The organism is Paenibacillus sp. J22P165, from assembly GCF_059692015.1.
This window is the reverse complement of sequence record NZ_JCAUAP010000005.1, coordinates 18,990-39,619: the sequence shown is the minus strand read 5'-3', so window position 1 is coordinate 39,619 and position 20,630 is coordinate 18,990. Positions and strand designations below refer to the sequence as shown.

Here is a 20,630-nt window from a genome sequence, read left to right as displayed (position 1 = left end):
AGTATCAAGCTAATCAGCACTAGTCATTCACCAATATTTCCCTTATAATGACAAATAAGTGACGAAGAACGTCCCGTTCCATTCTATTGAGTGGCTGCGGGGCGTTTTTCTATTTTTTTAGAGGGGAATGAGCAAAATGAATGTTATTGAAGAACATGACATATTTATTCGAAAACATTTGGACAAACGTAGTGGGGAGCGTCGCGGTAGATTGGAAAGAGGACATGGGCATGGGGAGGCGCTATTTGCCAAACAAATTTGGTGGATTTTACGTGGGGACTTCGAGAATCTTCACCCTGAATATGAGGTGCTTGATTGGCGCGGGCGTTCTTACTTTGCGGATTTTGCGTGGTTGCCGGGCTTTGTGAAACTGATTATAGAAATAAAAGGCTATGCCTCGCATGTTCGTGATCTAGACAGGCAGAAATTTTGCAATGAATTAAATCGTGAAACGTTTCTTCATGCGATGGGGTATCAAGTCATTTCTTTCAGTTATGATGATGTTGAGCAAAGGCCCGAGCTGTGCATAACCTTACTCCGAATGGTGATAGCGAGATATCAAGCAATTTCAACGCCAGTTCCACGGGCCCACATGGCAGAAAAAGAAGTTCTTCGTCTCGCCGTTCAGCGTGCAAAGCCGATTCGGCCGAAGGATGTGGAGCAGCATTTTGATATTGATCATCGGACGGCGGTCATGATGCTTAAGAGGCTTTGCTCAAGAGGCTTGCTCACGCCTGCTTATAGTGGTAAGGGTAAGCGCATCGTTAAGTACGCGTTAGCTGGAAGTGGCTTGCTCGCAAACATAGATTAATGGAAAATATACAGTTAATTTATCGGGAAATCATTGATTTATCCAATTAAATGGAAAATATGTAGTTAATTTTAGGGGAAACAACTTCTAGTGGCAAAAAGGCTGAGAATAGCTGGACTTTATCCATTTATTCGCAATAAACAGAATAAAGTAGCTGAAATAGCTGGATAAAATCCAGCTATTTCGCATCTTAGCCTAATCTAGCTACTCTCTCACCAATCCCCCCGCGCCACAGCACTTCCACAAGTCACCACTCCCCGCCACCGCACCTCAGCACTCCCAGTAGTCACCAATCCCCGCCCGCGCTCCATCACTCCTAGCAGTCACCAATCCCTGCCCGCATCCCCAGCACTCCCAGCAGTCATCAATCCCCGCCACGCCCCAGCACTCCCATTCCCATCATCAGTCCACACAAAAACAGCCATCGCAGGTAGCTAACCCCACGACGGCTGTTTCCTTGTCGATTATAATCCCAACAAAAATGGCACAACCATATCAGCAATCCGCCGATGCCCAGCCTCATTCGGATGCAAGCCATCCGAAGTGAAGTGAGGCAGTGTCAGCTTGTTTAGTCCGCTTTCGGCATACAGATTAAGCACAGGCAGCCCATACAGCAAGCCAATCTGCTGAATCGCTTCTACATAATCAATGAGACGATGTCCGGCCGCGTTGACATAGAAGATATCATACTGATCTTTATCCCGTTGTAGCGGCGTCCACAAGCTCAACCGACAGGTTGGATTTTTCGTCAAAATGTTTTCGATCAATGTGGCGTACGCTCCGTGAAACGTAAACACGTCCTTACTCCCTAACTCCCCAATCGGCTTATCCAGACGAAAATCATTCACACCTGCGAAGATAGTTACGCAATCTAAGGTTGTGTCAATCGTCCGGCCAACATGTGTCGTCGCACCGTAATCACGATCGCCTCCGGCTGTCATAGAACAGCCGCTTTTGCCATAGTTGATCACGCTTGCGAAACCTAGCGCTTCCAGCACTAACGGTTGATACCCGCCTGCTTCGGTAATGCTGTCCCCGAGGGTACCCCAGGATTTTCCAGACCATTTGTTAAGCAAGTTGGTGAGTCTCCTTTCAATTAATTCTCTTCTTCGTAGTGAACAGAACCGACAGCAACTTCACGATCTGCATAAGCAAGCCCTGGATTGTCTCCCAGATAGGCACCTTGCTCGATCAATTTACGCTGCAACTCAGGGATGGACACCTCACGGAAGCCAACTCCATCAACGCTCGCCATCGAAGCCGCAACACCTGCCGCTTCTCCCATTGCAAAGCAGTTCGGCATAACGCGAAGCGAACCTTGCACTGGACGATCAGATGAAACGGAGCGTCCTGCGACGATGAGATTCGATTTACCTTGCGGAAGCATACAGCGATAAGGCACGCCGTGAGATTTTCCTTTTGGCAAATGCTTAATCGTCATCGTAGAGCCGGCATTCGCCAAATGAATATCAATAAAGTAGGAATTACGGGCAATATCATCCTCGAAAGTACGCATCGTGAGGAAATCATCCACGACAAGGGTGTAGTCGCCTTGAATACGACGGGTTTCGCGAATACCGATTTGATCACCAGAATGTACAAGGAAAATATTCTCAAAGCCAGGCACATATTTCTTCAAGAATCGGATCTGTGTATCAATTAACTGACGTCCTTCGATCGCGGCGCGAGTCAAATCTTCTGCTTTTGTACCGTCAATATTGAAGACGTGGCCAAAGTTAAAACCAACTACGGAGTTCGATATCCAAGCCATCCCTGAAATGCGCTTGCGTCCTTCTGGCAGTTCACCATTTTGCTGTGCTTGGGTCACGAGCTCTTCAAGCTGCGGGTGCTGACCCGTTTCAGCGAGAAATTGAGAGAAACGTTCTTTATCTGCACCAGTCACGACGTAACACATCGTACCAGGTTGAAGTTCACCATTTTCCCCGCCTACTTGGAAAGGAACTCCGGCTAATGCAGCAAGATCCGCGTCACCGGATGCATCGATGTACAGCTTCGCTTGCACAACGGAACGCCCGGATTTATTACTAATGACCAACCCGCTAATGCGATCGCCATCGAGCAGCACTTGATCTGCAACGGTATGGAACAGCACTTGTGCACCACTAGCTAAAACTTCGGCATCATAGACGCGTTTGAGCGTTTCTACATCAATAGGTACCCAGTCCAATTGCTTTTCATAACGGTTCAGAAAGTCTGAACCTGCGGCATGCTTCATTTTCTCAAGTAAATCTAGTCCAATCCCGCGAATGACAGGTTTCTCACCATCTGTATAGGGACAAAATGCAGGTACTAAAGCAGCAGTTCCCATGCCGCCAAGATAGCCGCGTTGCTCAATTAATAGTGTACTAGCGCCATTGCGAGCGGCAGCGATAGCAGCTGCGATCCCCGTAGCACCGCCGCCAATGACGACGATATCAGGTGTGTGACTCACGGTAAGTTTTTGAGCAGGTATCGTAACGGTTAAGTTGTTAGTTGTTGTATTTGTCATTCGAATAGGCCTCCTAGTGTCTTTGCTTTCATTATAGATCGCTGCTTTTTAGGGGCTAGTTTAATTTTTGTTTCATCTAAAAAGTAAGCATGATATAGTGAGTGTGAATCCAGTTATACCTGTAACGGTCTAACCTTTCTCGTCATACTCAGGAGGTGATCCCTTTCCTATGCCAACCCGTAAAGCAGTCACCTTGAAAACCATCGCTATAGAGCTTGGCTTAACGGTGCAAACTGTGAATAAAGCTTTGAAAGGCAAACATGGCATGTCGGAAGCAACCCGTCAGCTCATTGTCCAGACAGCAGAGAAGCTCGGCTATTACACGATGGATCAGATACGCAGCTTAAGGCTCGACCATATCGCACCATACCCGAATGAACGACTGCGGTTTCTGCTCGTACAGACAGCGGAATCCGTGTCTTATAACCGCCTGCTGCTGCAAGGACTGCAAGAACGTTTCTTCTCCTTTGGTCATCGGATTGAGTTACTCATGCTGCCGCAGCGTGTAAAGCAAGAGAAGATGGACAAATGGTTGGAGGAAGCAGGCGTCCAATATGCGGATGGTGTTTTCATTGCACCGAGCATTTTGCCGCAGGCGTGGGAAGCCGCACTTTTTAACCTGCCTATACCTCGAATTTTACTGAGTTTTCCACCAACTGGTGTGAAAATAGATAGTGTGATCTGGGATGTTTATGAAGCGACTTGTCAAGCGGTAGCCTATATGCGAGGTCAAGGACATGAGCGCATCATGTATGTAGGTGATATTCAGATGCAGCGAGGATCTATTCTACGTTGGCAGGCTTTCAACTATGCGATGCAAGCATCCGGCATGACAATCATACCTACTGAGCACAGCATCGGATTGCGCGATGTAGATATGCAGTGGTGTAAGCAGCTCGCCAGTCAAATCGCACACCATAAACCCAGCGCCATTATTTGTGGAATTGATCATGAAGTTGCTATCGTGCATGATATTTGTAAGGAACTCAACTTACGAGTCCCCGATGACATTTCCTTAGTTGGATTTTTAAATGAGCAGCTCGATACGCTGCCGGAATTTACACGACCGCTTCTACCGATTGCACAAACGGGATATCGTGCAGCGGATCGCATGCTGTGGCGGATTGCTAATCCGACGTTACCTTTTGAACATATTCGTATTCAAGGTGAGTTTCATGTAGGTCTTACAACAGCTCCTGTCCTTCGCAAGGGTCCCATAATATCTCACCAGAAATCATAAGATCTTCCTATGTCCTATGGCTTTGTCCAAGTTATAATGAAGAGAACTGCTAGTAGGGAGGCCGACATCAGATGTATAAACTTGTCATTGTAGACGATGAACCGACCGTTCGTTTCGGATTGAGTAATTATGTTGACTGGAAGGCCTACGGGATTGAGGTTGTGGGCGAAGCGGATGATGGGGACGTCGGACTAGAGGTCATTGAGCGTGAGAAGCCGGATATCGTGCTCACGGATGTGCGAATGCCTAATATGGATGGGATTCAGATGTCCAACCAATTAAGTGGCAAGTTTCCTCATATCAAAATTGTGTTCGTCAGCGGTCACGATGATGCTGAATATTTGAAATCCGCGCTGAAGGTTAAAGCGGTTGATTATATGTTTAAGCCCGTAAATTTGGGGGAGTTAGAGATTGTGATCGAACGATTAGTAAGCGCGCTTAATGCTGAGCATCAAGAGCGTAAGCTTATTGAGGACATGCAGGTCAAACTGATTCAAAGCATGCCATTGCTGCGGGAAAAATTTCTGATGTCCCTGATTCGTGGAGGGGTTATTTATCCTACCCGTGTGCAGGATAGGATCGATTTTCTTGGATTAAACCTGCCAATGGAGGGAGCCTATTGGGTCATCGCCATTCGGATTGATGATGCAACCGAGGTAGCGCAAACCCGCTCCGAGAGAGATCAACAGTTGCTTTCGTATTCCGTCTTAAATATTGTGCAGGAGCTGATTGAACGAGATATTGGTGGCTATGTGTTTGAAAATCAGATCGGTGAATTCGTAGGCATTCTGCGCTTGACCCAGGAAGAAGATCAGGAAAGCCAGTTGTTCAACTTGGCGGAGGAAGTGCGTGAAAGTCTTCATAATTATTTGAAAATCAGCGTGACGATTGGTGTAGGGGAACGGATTTACAAGCTTGCGAGCTTGCCCCAATCGTACTTACAAGCGAAGGAAGCATCTGACCAGCGTTGGTTTCTTGGCAAAAATCAGATTATTTCCATGGATAATTTGGAACAAGATCAAGAAAGCGTCTATCGATTCGATGCTGCGCAGCAAGAGCGGATCGTGTCTTCCCTGAGGTCAGCAGATAACCTAAAAGTACAGGAGGATTTGCTCGAAATTTACATTGCGCTGTCACGTAATCGGACTGATGGTATTGCTTATGGACGCAACATCAGTCTGCAACTGCTGCTTCTAGCCAGTCGGATCCTGTTGGAGCTGCATGTCCAAAAAGGGGATCTCGAAAGCAAAGAGAATGAACTGCTGTCTAAAGTATTTCAACAAGAAACTTTAGGCGCATTACGCAGCCTTGTGGAAGCGTATTTGCTTGAGGTCTGTGAGCGAATTAGTGAGAAGCGTAATGGCAAATCTAAGAATGTGATCGAGCGTACACGAGCGATTATTGATAAACGTTATGCAGAGAACCTGCAAGTGGGGGATATTGCGACGGAAGTATTCTTATCTACGACATATTTGTGCCTGCTTTTTAAACAAGAGACTGGGGAAACGATTAATGAATATATGACGAAGGTTCGCATCGAGCAGGCGAAAGCACTGTTGAAGGATCCCGCCAATAAGTTCTATGAAGTGTGCTATGCGGTGGGGTATTCGGATCCTAGTTATTTTAGCAAGATTTTCAAAAAATATACGGGATACACGCCGAGCACCTTCCGCGATCAAGTTATGTAAAGAGAGTAGGGGCAAGCATGCACTTCAAGAACAGAAGCTGGGCGTTTATTACGATGATTTTCAAAAGTGTTCTTGCAGCGAGGCTGTGGCTGATAGCTTATGTAGTGTTGATTATAATTCCAGCTTCGATTTTTCTATATGCCTATTCCCAGCGATACTCGCACATTCTGGAAGAAGAAGTGACGCGTTCGATGCTTCAAACGTTGAAACAGGCTGAAATTAATTTGGATCATCAGTTCGATAACTTGCGGGATACGTCCAATTCGTTGTTTACGAATGTTAAGCTGGTGGAGTATTTAAATAACTCATCCTCTTACAGCGAACAAATTGATGCTTTAAAAGAAATGCGATTATTAATTGATAATATCCAGATCAATACGAATGTGTTTCGTGTTCGACTGTATGTAGATGAGCAAAAGCTATTCTCACATGAGAAAGTAAATTTTTTCACCATCGAAACGCTTATGACACGTCCTTGGTATGAGAAAGTCAAATCTGCTAGCGGTCGTCTCGTTTGGACAGGTGTTTATGATGAGAAATTTATTGAAAATCCAGAGGATACCAAATTTATTTTTTCGGGCATTCGCCTCCTAAGAGACCCGAATCATTATGACAATGTATCAGGTTTCTTATCCCTAGACGTAGAAGCGAAGACGCTTGAAAATATTGTGGCAGGTATCTCGCTGAACAATGACCAGCGTGTCTTTATCGTAGCTCCGGATGGTTCCATTGTGTTTCACAGCGATAAATCCTTATTAGGGACAAAGCTAGAATCGAAAGCGGTTTTACAAGCTATTGAAGCAAATAAGGAAGGTGTATCGCCAATTGTTGAAAATGATACGCAACAATATGTCGTTTACACCACGATCGATGCTACAGGTTGGAAACTGGTTGCCGAGGTTCCCAAGAAGGGGATTAACTCAAGGGCTGCCTCATTAAATCAATTTTCGAGTGTTGCTACGTTAACAGGGGTGACGATACTATTCCTGATCCTCGTTTTCATTTTATTAGCCTTTATCGTTCGTGGCATGAATCGCAGGGTCCAGACGGTTATAAGAGCCATTAAACGTGAGGGTGTGGCTGGCCTGGAGGAAAGGACGGTCACATCAGATGGCGATTTTAATCTACTAGAAAAAAGTGTGGATCATCTCATCCATCGTGTGAAGGATTTAATGGAGGAAACCTACAGATCGAAGGTACAAGAGCGAGAAGCGCAACTGCGTGCCCTGCAAGCGCAAATTAATCCGCATTTTCTCTACAATACATTAGATACGATTAATTGGATTGCCATCGGACATAAAGTGCACGATATTAGTCATATGATTGACGGGCTTGCTCGTTATTTTAGGTTGAGCTTAAATAAAGGGAAAGATGTCGTAACCGTTACGGATGAGTTGGAGCTTGCAAAGGTATACCTAGAAATTCAACAGACGCGTTTTCCCAAAAGCTTCGAATTCGTCTTTGAGCTAGCAGGGAAAGATGAAGCTGAGGAAGAAACAAGAGGAGGACATACATTAGAAACATGTCTCATTCCTAAACTTACTTTGCAGCCAATTGTAGAAAATGCCTTACTTCACGGCATACGTAAATCCAAAGGGAAGACAGGTAAAATTACGATTCGTGCCTACATCGAAGAGGATAATTTATTCTTATCTGTTACCGATGATGGGATTGGTATGGATCCTGATTTTGCCCAAACCTTGCTTACAGAACCTAGGCCGGCTATGCGAACAGATGGTTCTGGCAGCTCGTATGGTTTATACAATGTCAATGAGCGAATTCGTTTGTTCTCCGGGGAAGCCTATGGGCTAAGCATTCAATCTCAGCTTGGAGAAGGAACCACGATTACAGCGAGATTTCAATTACAGCAGCAAATTATCGAACCTAATAGCAACAGCTAGCACCAAGAGCATTCCTAGAGCATTCCTCAATCGATGGAGAATGCTCTTTTGGTTTAGTGATATACTCACGAAAACCTTAGGATTGTACCAGAAACAGGAATATTACCTTCTACCTAACATTTTACGACCTCGATATAATTGTTCTCAAAGAGGTGGTGTAAGCGGTTTCTACTTAGATTTACGCTTGAATGAGTGAAAATTAGGAGGTAGGATTGATGATAAAAATACGAAAGTTTACGATCGGCTTAGCGGTGGCGTTATCCTCTATGATGGTTTTCTCAAGTGCTGCGATGGCATACACACATACTGGAGGTATTACGACCGAATATGATATCGCTTTCACGAGTAGTAAAGTGACAGCGAATCAACCGCCTTGGAATATTGCTTATACGAGTATGTTGGCGGACGCCAATGCGGGGCTACTCGTTACTAGTCATGCCACAGCAACCTGGAATATACCTAATGCCTATTCCGATCCAACGGGACACCAGACTGGCAAGCTGCCAATGGAAATTGACGCCAAAGCAGCGTACTCGACGGCACTTGCTTACCGCTACACAGGTAACACAGCTTATGCTAATAAAGCTAGAGATTTAATTAATAGCTGGGCAACGACCAATACCAACATTACGGGATCAGATGCTCCATTGGTAACGGCTTACTTGGCTGTTGGCTTAATTAAAGCCGCTGAATTAATCAAGGGCTACTCTGGCTGGAGCAGCACAGACCAAAATCAATTTATTGCCTGGGTAACCAATGAATGCTTGAACAAATGGGATGCGATTGGTCAACGAAACAACTGGTGGGACTGGAGTCTGTATGCGCAGTTGTCATTTTATCATTTCACAGATAACAGCACAGCCTTTGCAGCAGAAGTTGCTAACCTGAAAACCCAGATTGATACGTCGATAGATTCACAAGGTTTTATTACAGATGAAACAACAAGAGGCGCTAATGCCATGTGGTATCACTATTTCGCACTTGCCCCAATAACTGCGGCAGCCGAAATTGTGTACAATGATACCGGTGAAGATTTGTATAACTGGACCTCACCAAACGGCAAAAGCATTAAGCTGGCATTAGACAAATATTTCTATTATGTCAATGGACATGTGGCAGAATGGCCATATGGCGGAACGCAAAATTTCGCGAATCCGATGGTAGCCAATAAATGGCCAGTAGATCTTTTTGAAGCAATGGCTGAAGTGTATCAAGATCCGAATTACGAAAGCTACGTTGCTCCTTATCGTCCCATTACAGCCAATGTTAATAGCAACAGCGGTTATTACTTGTCCTACTCGTGGCTGTATCCGACTTTGCTGAAGTCCACGACCAAAGTGGAAGCAGAAAACTATAGCGGACAGTCTGGTATCGTCGTAGCTGCGACTGCAGATGTTGGTGGAGGTAGCAAAGTCGGTCAAACCACGAATAACGATTACGTGTACTACAATAACGTCAATTTCGGAAGCGGTGTCTCCAATATTCGTTTCAGATACGCAACGGCGAATACGAATGCTATTTTGGAACTGCGCAGTGGAAGTACGACGGGTACATTATTGGGCTCAGTCTCCTTAGCAGGTACGGGGAGCTGGACATCCTACAAGACAGCGACAGTACCTGTAACAGGAGCGAGTGGAATGAAGAACCTGTACATTGTATTCAAGGGCGGAACTTCCGTCGCTGATTTAAATTGGTTTACCTATTAAATATCCTCCTAAGCATGGAAAACCTTATTCTCTGTTTTTTAACAGTGGTTAAGGTTTTTCCATCTCATACTGGAGGGTTGAAAGGAAGCAAAAGAATTGGTTGCAGAATCCATCTTAAATCAAGATGTAATACCACACATTCGATACGCTGATCAATTGTATTTTAAACAGTGGAATACGCACGCGAGAATCATTACGGATTATTTGCTACTTTACGTACAAGACGGTTCAGCAGAATTAACAATTGATGCGAATACACATATTCTGAAGCCTGGGTATTTCAGTTTTATTCAACCTGGTATTCTGCATCAACTCGAATCGGAGTCGCCTCTGACCGTTTTGGCGCTCCATTTTGGGCTGCTTCCGTCCGGAGGTGGGGAACGGCCGCCAATGATTGTACCCGTCGAGCTTGTCACTCCCCCTGTTATGACGAATATGCAGCCCAACCTCACGACTTTTGCAGACATTGCTGTGCCTGTCGTATTTAAGTCAACCAGAAACGAATGGATGGCAGATGTCTTTCAGCAAATTATTGAGCATTGGAACCGAAAAAATGTTCTCGATCTCCTTCAAGCGCATGTACATGCTGCAGAAATCATCTTGGAATTATTTAAAGAATATACGCCATTAGATAGCTCAGAACACAAAAGCTCATCCTCTTTACATTGGGTACCTGCTTACATGCAGTATCGGTTGTCTGAGCCCCTTTCTGTGGAGGAAATGGCCCGTAAAGCGCTTATGTCCCGCTCTTATTTCTCAATGATATTTAGAAATCAATTCGGAGTTGCTCCCCATCAATATTTGTTGAAGCTGAGGCTTAATTACGCGACTGACTTGTTGCGTGGCACCTCCATGTCGCTGCAAAGCATCGCTGACAGTTGTGGATTTTCGAGCGTGCATCATTTTTCAAAAATGTATAAACTTCGATTTGGATGTCCCCCAAGCCAATTGAGACGCGAATAAATGAAAAAGACGTTTTGATAAATCAAAAGCGTGTTTTGATAAAGCCAAATGAGGCTTTCTCCACCTATAATGGTGCCATACACCCTATACTTCAAACTCAGGGAGGCCAATATGATCTCGTATGCAGGTATTACAAATCCTTTCGGTACTGGCGCTTATAGTGTAGAGCAGAACTCGAAGGTGTTGCGAAGATACAGGTATATCCATGAGCAATTGTTCCGTCTAGCAGCGGGGCAGCTTCCAGCGAGAGCCCATTGGCATTTGAAGGCAGCGCTAGGCAAGCATCTTTATGAGGACGCAGAGGCGGCAGGTTCACTCCGTCGGCGCATTCTAGAGCTGAGAACTTCTCCGATGCTGTTGCAAAAAGATCCTAATATAACACTTACCTTGCTTTTTGAAGAGTTAATTCACGCGGAGAGCGACCTAGAACTGCTTGTCGGTGTGTACAGGGTAATGAAACCGGCTTTACTGAAAGCATATACACAACATATGACAGATACCCAGCCCCTTGTCGATTATCCGACGGTGCGTCTGCTAAAGGCACTTTCCTCCGATTTGCGAGAACAGATCGAGTGGGGAGAGGGCATGATTGAGGCCTTACAGCGAGAAGGGGAATCGTTAGAGCAAGCCGCGGAATTCGAAAGCAGAATTCTAGGTTATTTAGAAGCAGCCGGAGGCATTAGCGGCGAGCACGGTACTTCCACGCATGTTCCTGCCAGATGGCGGTCGGGCAACGTGTATGAAATGCCGAAACAGGCTGTACGGGATGCGAAAAGAATGGGGTCACCCGCAATGGGACGTACGGCTATACCGAATCTGCCGGATGATCCTGTGCAAATCCGATTGATCCAAATGATGAAGGCCAGACAAGAGGAAATGTCCGCAGTAGAGAATCTGGCGAGCGTCATTTATGACCTGAAGCTTATGCCTTGGGAGTTTTATCAGGATTTGGCCCGGCATCTGTGGGATGAAGTGAGACATGCGTTGTTTGGTCAGGCGGCGCTTGAGGCAGAAGGAATCGATTGGATGGCGTTGCGGCAATACGTCGGCGGCTATGATCCAATTATCGGAAAGCTTCCCGCTCAGCGATATGCGCTCTTGAGCATTGGTTTTGAGGAGAAGGCGATGAGGCGTCCTGGCAAAATTGCCGAGTACGAATTCTGCCGTGACGATGCCAAACACCCGTTGATGGAGCGGTTCCAAGATTACGACTGGGCCGACGAAGTGACGCATGCTGCTTTCGGCCGCAAGTGGACGCCAGAGATGTTCGGCGAGGACTTGGATTATGTCAGGCAGGTTGCGGATATAGAGATGGAAGAGCGAGAGAAGTTTTTCCAAATGTGGGCCAAACTGCAAGAGGCTGAAGGGTAACCATGCAGGGGACATTCAAAACTAACTTCATTTAATGAAAGAAGGATGACGATGAGCAACCAACCAACCCAAACTTATGATTTTCAAAGAAAGATTGAAACGTATGATTCAGCTGATGTCGTTGTTATTGGCGGTGGACCTGCTGGAACAGCGGCAGCCATTAGCGCTGCGAGACTAGGAAAGAAAGTTACTTTGTTGGAAAAATCGGGCCAATTGGGCGGTATGGGTACGCTTGGAAACGTCAGTGTTTTCATGCCGATCGGCAACGTAACCGGTATTTATCGCGAGATGATTGCCGAAGCACTGGCTGATCATTTGCCTAAGGATCACGATGTGTCCATCGCCCCGCAATATTCGCCTTTCATATTGAGACAATATTTAAATGAGAAAATGAAGAAAGAAGGCGTACAAGTCATCTATCATGCTGAGTTTATCGGCACGGTGAAGGAAGATCGAAGCGTGAAGGCTGTCATCGTATCAACGCGTGAGGGTTTGAAAGCTTTTGAAGGCAAGCAGTTCATCGATTGTACGGGAGATGCAAGAGCAGCATTGGATGCAGGTGTACCTTACACGTCCGGACGAGATGAAGATGGCATGACCCAACCCATGACATTGATGTTTATGATGCAAAACACAGGTAAGCCAGTAGCGCAAGTTTTGCCTGAAGGCTGCTATCTATATAATGAAATATCGGATCTACCTCAGGGCCGCCGCTTATACTGGGAACGAAACAATGACGGTACATTGTTGGTAAATATGACGCGTGTCAAAGGCAATGGGGCGAAAATTGAAGATGTCAATTACGCGGAAACTGAGGCGTTGAGACAAGTGTTTTCTGTCGTCAATTACTTACAGCGCAATGGATTTGAAACTTACACACTTTCGCATATCGCGAATCAAGTGGGTGTCCGGGAAACTAATCAGATTCAAGGTCTATACACATTAACGGAGCAAGATGTTGTCCGCGGGACACGCTTTGCGGATGTGGTCGCACAAACGAACTATGAGATCGATATCCATAGCCCTGATGGTCAAAAAACGACGGATGAGCGAAAGGTCGATGGTTATGATATCCCTTACCGATGCATGGTGACAGAGCAGCTGGATAACCTGCTCGTAGCGGGACGCTCGATTTCAGCTACGCATGTAGCGATGTCCTCCATGAGGGTACAGGCTACTTGTTACGCGCTAGGGCAAGCTGCAGGGATTGCGGCATCCATCGCGACGGACGATTCCTGCCCCGTTCAGGATGTATCGATCGACACGCTTCACAATGTGCTGAGCAGTCAGAATGTAATCTTTTATAAGCAAGGGCAAGTGTCGCATCAATAATAATAATAATAACAGTTATGAGAAAAGCCGCCTCTGGTAAAGAGGTCGGCTTTTTTTTGCGAAATACCATAAGATTGCACCAGAAACAAAAATATTACCTTCTACAAGTCCACTCTGGCGACCTATATAATTGACCTATAAGAACACGGAGGTGAGCCATTCATGAGTGTTACCCTAACAGAGATTGAACAAAAAACAGCTCACGCCAAGCCGAAAACTAAAGGCAGTGGACGTTGGAAGCTTATTGTAACTAATTATGATTTATACCTATTATTAGTGCCAGGGTTACTATTTCTTTTTCTATTCAAGTATGCGCCTATGTATGGGATTATCATTGCTTTTCAAGACTTTAATATTTTCGATGGCTTTGCCGGAAGTAAATGGGTAGGGCTGGATCAATTCGAGAAGCTCATTCATTCCGAAGAGTTTTATCAGGTTTTCATCAATACCTTGTTAATCAGTCTCTACAAAATCGTACTTCTATTTCCGTTACCGATCATCATTGCACTTTTCCTGAATGAGGTTCGGAAAGCTTTCTTCAAGAAGACGATTCAAACGATTATATTCCTTCCGCATTTCTTATCATGGGTTATCATATCAGGGCTATTTATTAATATCCTGTCCCCATCAGGCGGTCTAGTAAACAATGTTATTGCTTGGTTCGGAGGGACACCGATCTCCTTCTTCCTGGACAACCACTTCTTCCGAAGTGTGGTCGTATTTACAGCAGGTTGGAAGGAATCGGGCTGGAATGCCATTATTTTTATCGCAGCTATTGCAGGTATTGAGCAAGAACAGTATGAGGCTGCTTCCATTGATGGTGCAGGCCGCATCAGACAAATGATCCACATTACGTTACCAGGTATTGTTCCAACGATTATTCTGATCTTAATTTTACGCATGGGGTATCTGCTTGAAGCAGGAACGGAACAGATTCTGACCATGTATAACTCTGTCGTCTATCAATCCGGAGATGTCATCGGTACTTTCGTTTATCGACAAGGGCTTGGACAACAGGATTATAGCTTTAGTACAGCAGTAGGGTTATTCAACTCTCTTGTTGGTTTTATCCTGATTATAGCAGGGAATGAACTCAGCAAAAAACTAATCAAACGAAGTATATGGTAGGGGGGAAAGTATGCATAAGAAAACGCTTGGTGATTGGATTTTTGACTGCTGTATTTATCTAGTGTTACTGCTGTGCGGCTTAGCTACTTTGCTGCCACTAGCCAATATTTTGTCCAAAGCGATCAGTGATGAATCGGCTGTTGTATCGGGTAAAGTAGGGATTTTCCCAGTTGGCTTCCAGCTGGATACGATGAAGTATGTTGTGTCCTCCAGCCAGTTCCTTAGCTCGATTTGGATTTCACTCTTGATCACGGTTGTAGGTACAGTGCTTGCGATTGTAGTAACGGCACTAACAGCTTATCCTTTGTCCAAAAGACATCTTCCCGGTATTTCCATCATTATGGTGTTGTTTATTTTCACGATGATGTTTAACGGCGGTATTATTCCAAATTACTTGCTAATGAAACAGTTGCATCTCATCGATAGCTTATGGTCACTGATGCTTCCAGCACTGATTAGTGTATTCAATATGCTAGTTATCAAAAGTTATTATGAATCCTTGCCAGAGGCACTTGAAGAATCAGCCAAAATGGATGGCGCTCGAAATTTCACGATTCTATGGCGGATCATTATTCCTTTAAGCGTACCGGTAATCGCAACGATTGCACTTTTCTATGCGGTTTATTTCTGGAATGACTATTTCCATCCAATGCTTTACATCAATGACTCAAGTATTAAGCCACTGCAACTCTACTTGCGTGATATCGTCATGGATGCTGACAGCTCCAGTGCGGCGCTCAAAAGTGTCGACGATATGATGAACGTATCACCGGAAGGCATTCGAGCTGCAACCGTAATCGCTTCGATTATCCCGATGTTGCTCGTGTATCCATATTTGCAAAAGCATTTTGTCAAAGGTGTACTTATTGGGTCCGTAAAAGGGTGAATTTGCATTAACGCCCTTGATGTTATCATCAAGGGTTTAATGATATATTAAACACAAGACTAGGGAGGGTTTACACACATGTTAAAAAACAAAAAGAAAATGATGCTTCTAGCTGTAGCAGCGAGCTTATCTGTAACATCTCTTGTCGGTTGTGCTTCCAAAAGCACGGATACAGGTAGCAGCACACCAGCACCTGCTGGCACAGCAGCCGCAAGTACTGCTCCAGCTGGACCAAAGCCAGAATTGAAATCGCTTCAAATTTGGCAAAAGGATGATTATAACACATATCCAGTAGCTAAATACCTAGAACAAGCAACAGGTTATAAAGTGCAATATGATATGTTGCCACAAGATAAGCCACAAGACAAACTTAACATTTTGATTGCATCTGGTGAGCCGTATGATGCAATTACAACTGTCGGATCAACTGACTTCAAAGCCCTATATGCGGATTATGCTAAAAAAGGTGCTCTAACAGACTTAGGCCCGCTAATCGACAAATTCGGACCGAACATTAAAGCAGCCATTGATCCTACTGCCTTAGAAGCTGCCAAAATAGATGGAAAACTGTATGCAGTCCCAACAAAAACAACGCCATTTGCTGGTGAAAGTTTGTACATTCGTCAAGATTGGCTTGACAAAGTAGGTATGAAAGCGCCTACAACAACAGACGAACTTGTTGCTGTTCTTAAAGCGTTCAAAGAAAAAGATCCTGGCGGAAACGGTGATAAAAATATCCCTTTAACCGTCAAAGGTGAAGCTCCAATTATCCCTAACATCGCTGGTGCATTTGGCATCGCGAACTTCTGGAATGATGTGAACGGCAAGCTAACACCGCGCGTGTTGGATCCTGCTTATAAAGATTACGTGAACTTTGTTGGTGATCTGTTCAAACAAGGCTTGCTCGATAAAGAGTTCGCTGCTAATAAAGATGCAACAGCCAAAGAGAAATTCTCAAGCGGTAAAGCAGGTGTTATCATGCTTCACTGGGCTGATGTACCTACCATTAATGATGCCTTGATCAAAAATATCCCTACAGCTAAAGCAACTTATATTCCAACGTTAAAAGGTAAAGATGGAAAAATGGGTTTAAGTGCTTCTGCAGGCTTCGATCGTATTACGTTCATTCCTAAATCTTCGAAACATGCGGAAGATGCGATCAAGTGGATGAACGCTAAGCTTGAAAAAGATACGTTCAGAACAATGGCGATTGGCGAAGAAAATAAACATTTCACGTTAAAAGATGGCGCTTATACACCAATTCTTCCAATCTTCACAGATGAGCGCAATCAAGCTAACAACTTCTTGACGGGTACAGACGATAGAATCTATCCGACTTATTGGCAAGCACGTGTTCGTAAAGATATGCGTTTGTTCGATGCATGGAACTTCATGAACACAATCCAACCAGCAAATTCGAGAATCATAGATCCATTAGGCTTTGCTCCTTACTTACCTGAATTCTCGAAAAATTTCCAACAGCTGAACACAATGGTTAACGACTACACAACGAAACTAATCTTTGGTGCTGAAGCGATTACAGGTCTTGAAGCATTCCAAGCGAAATTCAAAACTTCAGGCGGAGATGCAAGCTTCAAAGAAGTAAACGATTGGTACGCAACTGCGAAGAAATAATTCGTGCAAATGAATGGGTAACATATGATAACCTCTGGTACTTGTACCAGAGGTTTTTCTATATAATTTTCGAGAGAAAACGTATGATTTTCGAGGCGTTAGAATCTCCTGTAAGCTATAATACGTGTACGGGGGTGTGCACATGTTCAAGAAGAATTTATCGTTTAAACTCATCGCCTCGTTATCCGTGTTGATCATGGTGATCTTCCTCATTTCTGGGTATGCCACCTATACCGTTTATCTCAAACTTTTTACGACGGAAATTAGCAAACAGTTCGCTAAGGCCAATGAGCAAGCAACTGCTCGTGTCGAAACACAAATTCAGAATCTATATAAAGCGACGAATTATATCGTATTCCATCCCTACATCGAAGATATTCTTAGGCGCTCAGCAGAGCGTGCCGATGATACTTTCTACAACCGATTACTCGATCAGGACGAGCTGACGAAGCTGCTGAATCAGATCTCGATTGATGAACCCAAGCTTTCCAGCATGTATGTGTACAATACGAAAGGCTCCGGCTATTTTTTTGAAAATAATGCAGGTACCGTCATCCCCCTCAGTGATGCCAACTATGCAGCAGTTCTTCGCTCCTTAGAGGGATCTAACGGTGAGCTGGTGTGGCAGCCTCTGAAAATATCGAGCATCGAAAGCTCCGGCTATCGCAACGTGATCTCGGCGGCACGCTATATGAAGAACAAGAAGCAAGAGCTCTACGGCAACCTGATTTTATTTTACGATCAATCCATCTTTGGTTCGATTCTCGATGAATTAGCCAAAGGTGAGAATGCGCAGGTGATCTTGCTCGATAGTAATGATAAAGTCGTGTATACAAATGTGAAGCCTAATAGCAACTTTACGTTAGAGGACCTGTTACACGTACCAGACTCCCAAATTGTGAAGTCGAATGGAGAGTCGATCCTCGTTAGTCGCAATAAGACGCAAGACTCCGGGATGACACTCATCAGCACCTTATCACTGAAGTCCATTAACGAGAAGAGTCAGGTTATTTTCCAAATCGCCCTCTATTCAGGTCTTGTCAGTATATTACTAGCTTCTTTACTCATTTTCTTCACGGGCAAAAGATTGCTCAAACCCCTTCACACGTTAGTTACGGGGATGAAAAAGCTCCGCAGCGGCCGCTTCGATACGCGGATTCGCATCTCGACCCAAGACGAGCTCGCGTTTCTAGGCCATAGCTTTAATGAAATGGCAGCGAATATTGAGTCGCTTGTTGAGGAAGTGTATGAACGTAAGTTGAATGAGCGGGAAGCTGAGCTTACAGCGCTGCAAGCGCAACTGAATCCTCATTTCCTTTATAACACTTTGGATACGATTCATATGAAGCTGTACCTGGGTGAGAATGACGAACAGGCGGCTCAGTTGGTGCTTTCCTTGTCTGGGCTGCTGCGCTATGCACTACAGAATCCAAATGCACATACAACCGTAAAAGATGAGATCGAACATATTACAAAATATATCCATATTCAAAGTGTACGGATTGGCGGCAGGCTCGAGACGTTCATTCAAGTAGACGAGGAAGCGGAGCAGCTTCCAGTGATTCGGCTCATTTTGCAGCCGCTGGTGGAGAACGCTTTCGTGCACGCTTTTGCCCAAATGTCCAAAATCTGCATTCTGCGCATCAAGGTCTACATTGATCAATTCTTATTATGTATTGAAATTAGTGATAATGGTCGAGGCATGACACAGGAGCAGATAGAGACAATCATGCAGCTGCAGCATCGCAGGCTAGAGGAGCCAAACAGTGCCACTGGTGGAATTGGACTGAAAACCGTGATCAGACGTGTCAGTCTTATGTATGGTTCTCCGTATGGATTAGTTATCCACAGTGAACCTAATGCGGGCACGACGATGAAACTAATACTCCCCGTTCAAACCCAGATGGAAGGAAGTCGGCAGCGATGAAAGGGAAACTGTTACTTGTAGACGATGAGCATCTCATACGCAGGGGCTTGTCTAAAATGATCGAAGCAAGCCATGCCGGTTGGACTGTCATTGGTGAGGCTGAGAACGGTGTGCAAGCTTTATCTCTCATCGAAGAGCTTGAGCCGGATCTGGTCATTACAGATATTCGCATGCCCGAAATGGACGGCGTCGAGCTTTGCCAGCGCATTTCTGAGTTAGACCGCTCAATCGACGTGATGGTGCTGACAGCGCATAAGGATTTTGAATTTGCACAAGCGGCGCTACGCTATGGGGCCATTGATTTCCTGCTGAAGCCAATCTCCGCTCAAGAATTGGTACCTCCACTGGAGAAAGCTTATCGTTTGTATGCGGAGCGCCAAGAGCAGGCTGAACGCAGTCAACTAGAGCAAAATCGCTTGTTCGAGCATCAAATTCAGTCATGGCTGGTAGGCCTCCCGATGGATGAAGATGCAGTGGCACGTCTGCAAATGACCTGTGAGAGTAGACAGCTATTGGTATTTACAGTCGACACTTACACACCGTCATCCAAAAGCTATCGGCGCGAAGATGCGAGACTGCTGCAATTTGCCTTACTGAATATGATGAAGGAATGGCTCACCATCTCGCAGTTATCTGGCAGCATTACGAATGTGAAGCATGATGTTTTCGCTGTGCTGACCGATAAATCTTACTCGCTCACCTCCTTCGAGCTTGGGTTGGTGGCATCCACACAAAGCCTGCTCGGCTTAACACTCCAGTCAGAAGCTTATGAGAGCATACGCCCTTTATATGGTCATTTCGCTTCTTATGAGGGGAGCGGCAAAGCGGAACTGCAGATCCCTGATCATGTTGCTCGGAGCAAAAGTATCCAAACCGAAGTGATGTCCTTCATCGTACAGGGAAAAACAGAGCAGCTGCGTGAATACTTGGAGATGCATCTCCGGCAAGTGACCGAGATGAATGTGAACGATGCTAAAATCGAGGGACTCAGCACGGCCTTGGCACTTGCCGCAGCAAGTAAGCGGGCCTTGGATGGAGAGGACGCCGAAGAGAAGGGGCTCGGGGAGTGGATTGAGGCGCTGCAGCCCATTCGATTATCCACCGAAGTCGCGGAGTGGTTATCCAAACAGATACAGGCCTTTATGTGGCAGTTGAATTCGTGGCTAGCCGGTAAAAATGTCAATTTACTGGATAAAGCCATCGCCTATATGGAGCGAAATTACGAGGGAGCTTGCTCCATTCATGATGTCGCCCAGCATGTACATCTCAGTGTGAGCTACTTTAGCAACCTTTTCAAAAAAGAAACGGGCGAAAGCTATACCAACTACTTAACGAAGTTCCGTTTGGAGAAGGCGAAAATTCTGTTAAGCAATACGAATATGAAAATATCCGAAATTGCCGAATCGGTCGGCTACGAGGATCCGAACTATTTTACCACCGTATTTCGAACGTGGGTGCATTGCTCGCCGAGTGAATATCGGAAGATGGGCTAGTTCAGCAGTAAGTCAAAGGCATGTAGCGCAATTCGCTGCG

Annotated in this window: 15 protein-coding genes; 13 read left to right on the top strand and 2 right to left on the bottom strand. The window is 45.1% G+C overall.

All coding sequences use genetic code 11. The annotated features are described in order from the left end of the window. Nucleotides 1-136 precede the first annotated feature (136 nt). Nucleotides 137-811 (top strand): DUF559 domain-containing protein, encoded by a 675-nt coding sequence (locus AC58QM_RS12955; protein ID WP_497284534.1) that lies wholly within the window; start codon nucleotides 137-139, stop codon nucleotides 809-811. Nucleotides 812-1,275: 464 nt separating this feature from the next. Here AC58QM_RS12955 and AC58QM_RS12950 read toward each other — a convergent pair whose 3' ends face one another. Together AC58QM_RS12950 and AC58QM_RS12945 are read right to left on the bottom strand one after the other, a co-directional pair. Next, nucleotides 1,276-1,887 (bottom strand): SGNH/GDSL hydrolase family protein, encoded by a 612-nt coding sequence (locus AC58QM_RS12950; RefSeq protein WP_497284532.1) that lies wholly within the window; start codon nucleotides 1,885-1,887, stop codon nucleotides 1,276-1,278. Nucleotides 1,888-1,907: 20 nt separating this feature from the next. Then, nucleotides 1,908-3,320, bottom strand: coding sequence for an FAD-dependent oxidoreductase (locus tag AC58QM_RS12945; RefSeq protein ID WP_497284530.1), 1,413 nt, complete (start codon nucleotides 3,318-3,320; stop codon nucleotides 1,908-1,910). 169 nt (nucleotides 3,321-3,489) lie between these two features. Here AC58QM_RS12945 and AC58QM_RS12940 point away from each other — a divergent pair, with 169 nt between their 5' ends. The 12 genes from AC58QM_RS12940 to AC58QM_RS12885 all read left to right on the top strand — a co-directional run bounded on the left by AC58QM_RS12940 (nucleotide 3,490) and on the right by AC58QM_RS12885 (nucleotide 20,590). Then, complete coding sequence (locus tag AC58QM_RS12940; protein WP_497284528.1) at nucleotides 3,490-4,560, top strand: LacI family DNA-binding transcriptional regulator; 1,071 nt, start codon at nucleotides 3,490-3,492, stop codon at nucleotides 4,558-4,560. 71 nt (nucleotides 4,561-4,631) lie between these two features. Continuing rightward, on the top strand, nucleotides 4,632-6,248 hold the full coding sequence (locus AC58QM_RS12935; RefSeq protein ID WP_497284526.1) for a response regulator: 1,617 nt from the start codon (nucleotides 4,632-4,634) through the stop codon (nucleotides 6,246-6,248). A 17-nt stretch (nucleotides 6,249-6,265) separates the two neighbouring features. Beyond that, entirely contained in the window at nucleotides 6,266-8,149 is a 1,884-nt protein-coding gene (locus AC58QM_RS12930; RefSeq protein WP_497284524.1) for a cache domain-containing sensor histidine kinase, read from the top strand. Between the two features lie 215 nt (nucleotides 8,150-8,364). Then, on the top strand, nucleotides 8,365-9,855 hold the full coding sequence (locus AC58QM_RS12925) for a carbohydrate-binding protein (RefSeq protein ID WP_497284522.1): 1,491 nt from the start codon (nucleotides 8,365-8,367) through the stop codon (nucleotides 9,853-9,855). A gap of 96 nt (nucleotides 9,856-9,951) precedes the next feature. Next, entirely contained in the window at nucleotides 9,952-10,818 is an 867-nt protein-coding gene (locus AC58QM_RS12920; protein WP_497284520.1) for a helix-turn-helix domain-containing protein, read from the top strand. 111 nt (nucleotides 10,819-10,929) lie between these two features. Next, a complete protein-coding gene (locus AC58QM_RS12915; protein ID WP_497284518.1) occupies nucleotides 10,930-12,189 on the top strand; it encodes a hypothetical protein in 1,260 nt (419 codons plus the stop codon). Between the two features lie 51 nt (nucleotides 12,190-12,240). After that, nucleotides 12,241-13,521, top strand: coding sequence for an FAD-dependent oxidoreductase (locus tag AC58QM_RS12910; RefSeq protein ID WP_497284516.1), 1,281 nt, complete (start codon nucleotides 12,241-12,243; stop codon nucleotides 13,519-13,521). A 162-nt stretch (nucleotides 13,522-13,683) separates the two neighbouring features. Further along, nucleotides 13,684-14,649 (top strand): ABC transporter permease, encoded by a 966-nt coding sequence (locus AC58QM_RS12905; protein ID WP_310502628.1) that lies wholly within the window; start codon nucleotides 13,684-13,686, stop codon nucleotides 14,647-14,649. A 10-nt stretch (nucleotides 14,650-14,659) separates the two neighbouring features. Further along, nucleotides 14,660-15,535 carry a carbohydrate ABC transporter permease gene (locus AC58QM_RS12900; RefSeq protein ID WP_310502627.1) on the top strand — a complete coding sequence of 292 codons (876 nt, stop codon included), beginning with the start codon at nucleotides 14,660-14,662 and terminating at the stop codon, nucleotides 15,533-15,535. A 78-nt stretch (nucleotides 15,536-15,613) separates the two neighbouring features. Then, nucleotides 15,614-17,170, top strand: coding sequence for an extracellular solute-binding protein (locus AC58QM_RS12895; protein ID WP_497284513.1), 1,557 nt, complete (start codon nucleotides 15,614-15,616; stop codon nucleotides 17,168-17,170). Nucleotides 17,171-17,312: 142 nt separating this feature from the next. Continuing rightward, nucleotides 17,313-19,097: a cache domain-containing sensor histidine kinase gene (locus tag AC58QM_RS12890; RefSeq protein ID WP_497284511.1), complete on the top strand. Its 1,785-nt coding sequence runs from the start codon at nucleotides 17,313-17,315 to the stop codon at nucleotides 19,095-19,097. Next, on the top strand, nucleotides 19,094-20,590 hold the full coding sequence (locus tag AC58QM_RS12885) for a response regulator transcription factor (RefSeq protein WP_497284509.1): 1,497 nt from the start codon (nucleotides 19,094-19,096) through the stop codon (nucleotides 20,588-20,590). Before AC58QM_RS12890 ends, AC58QM_RS12885 begins: the two co-directional genes overlap by 4 nt. Nucleotides 20,591-20,630: the final 40 nt, after the last annotated feature.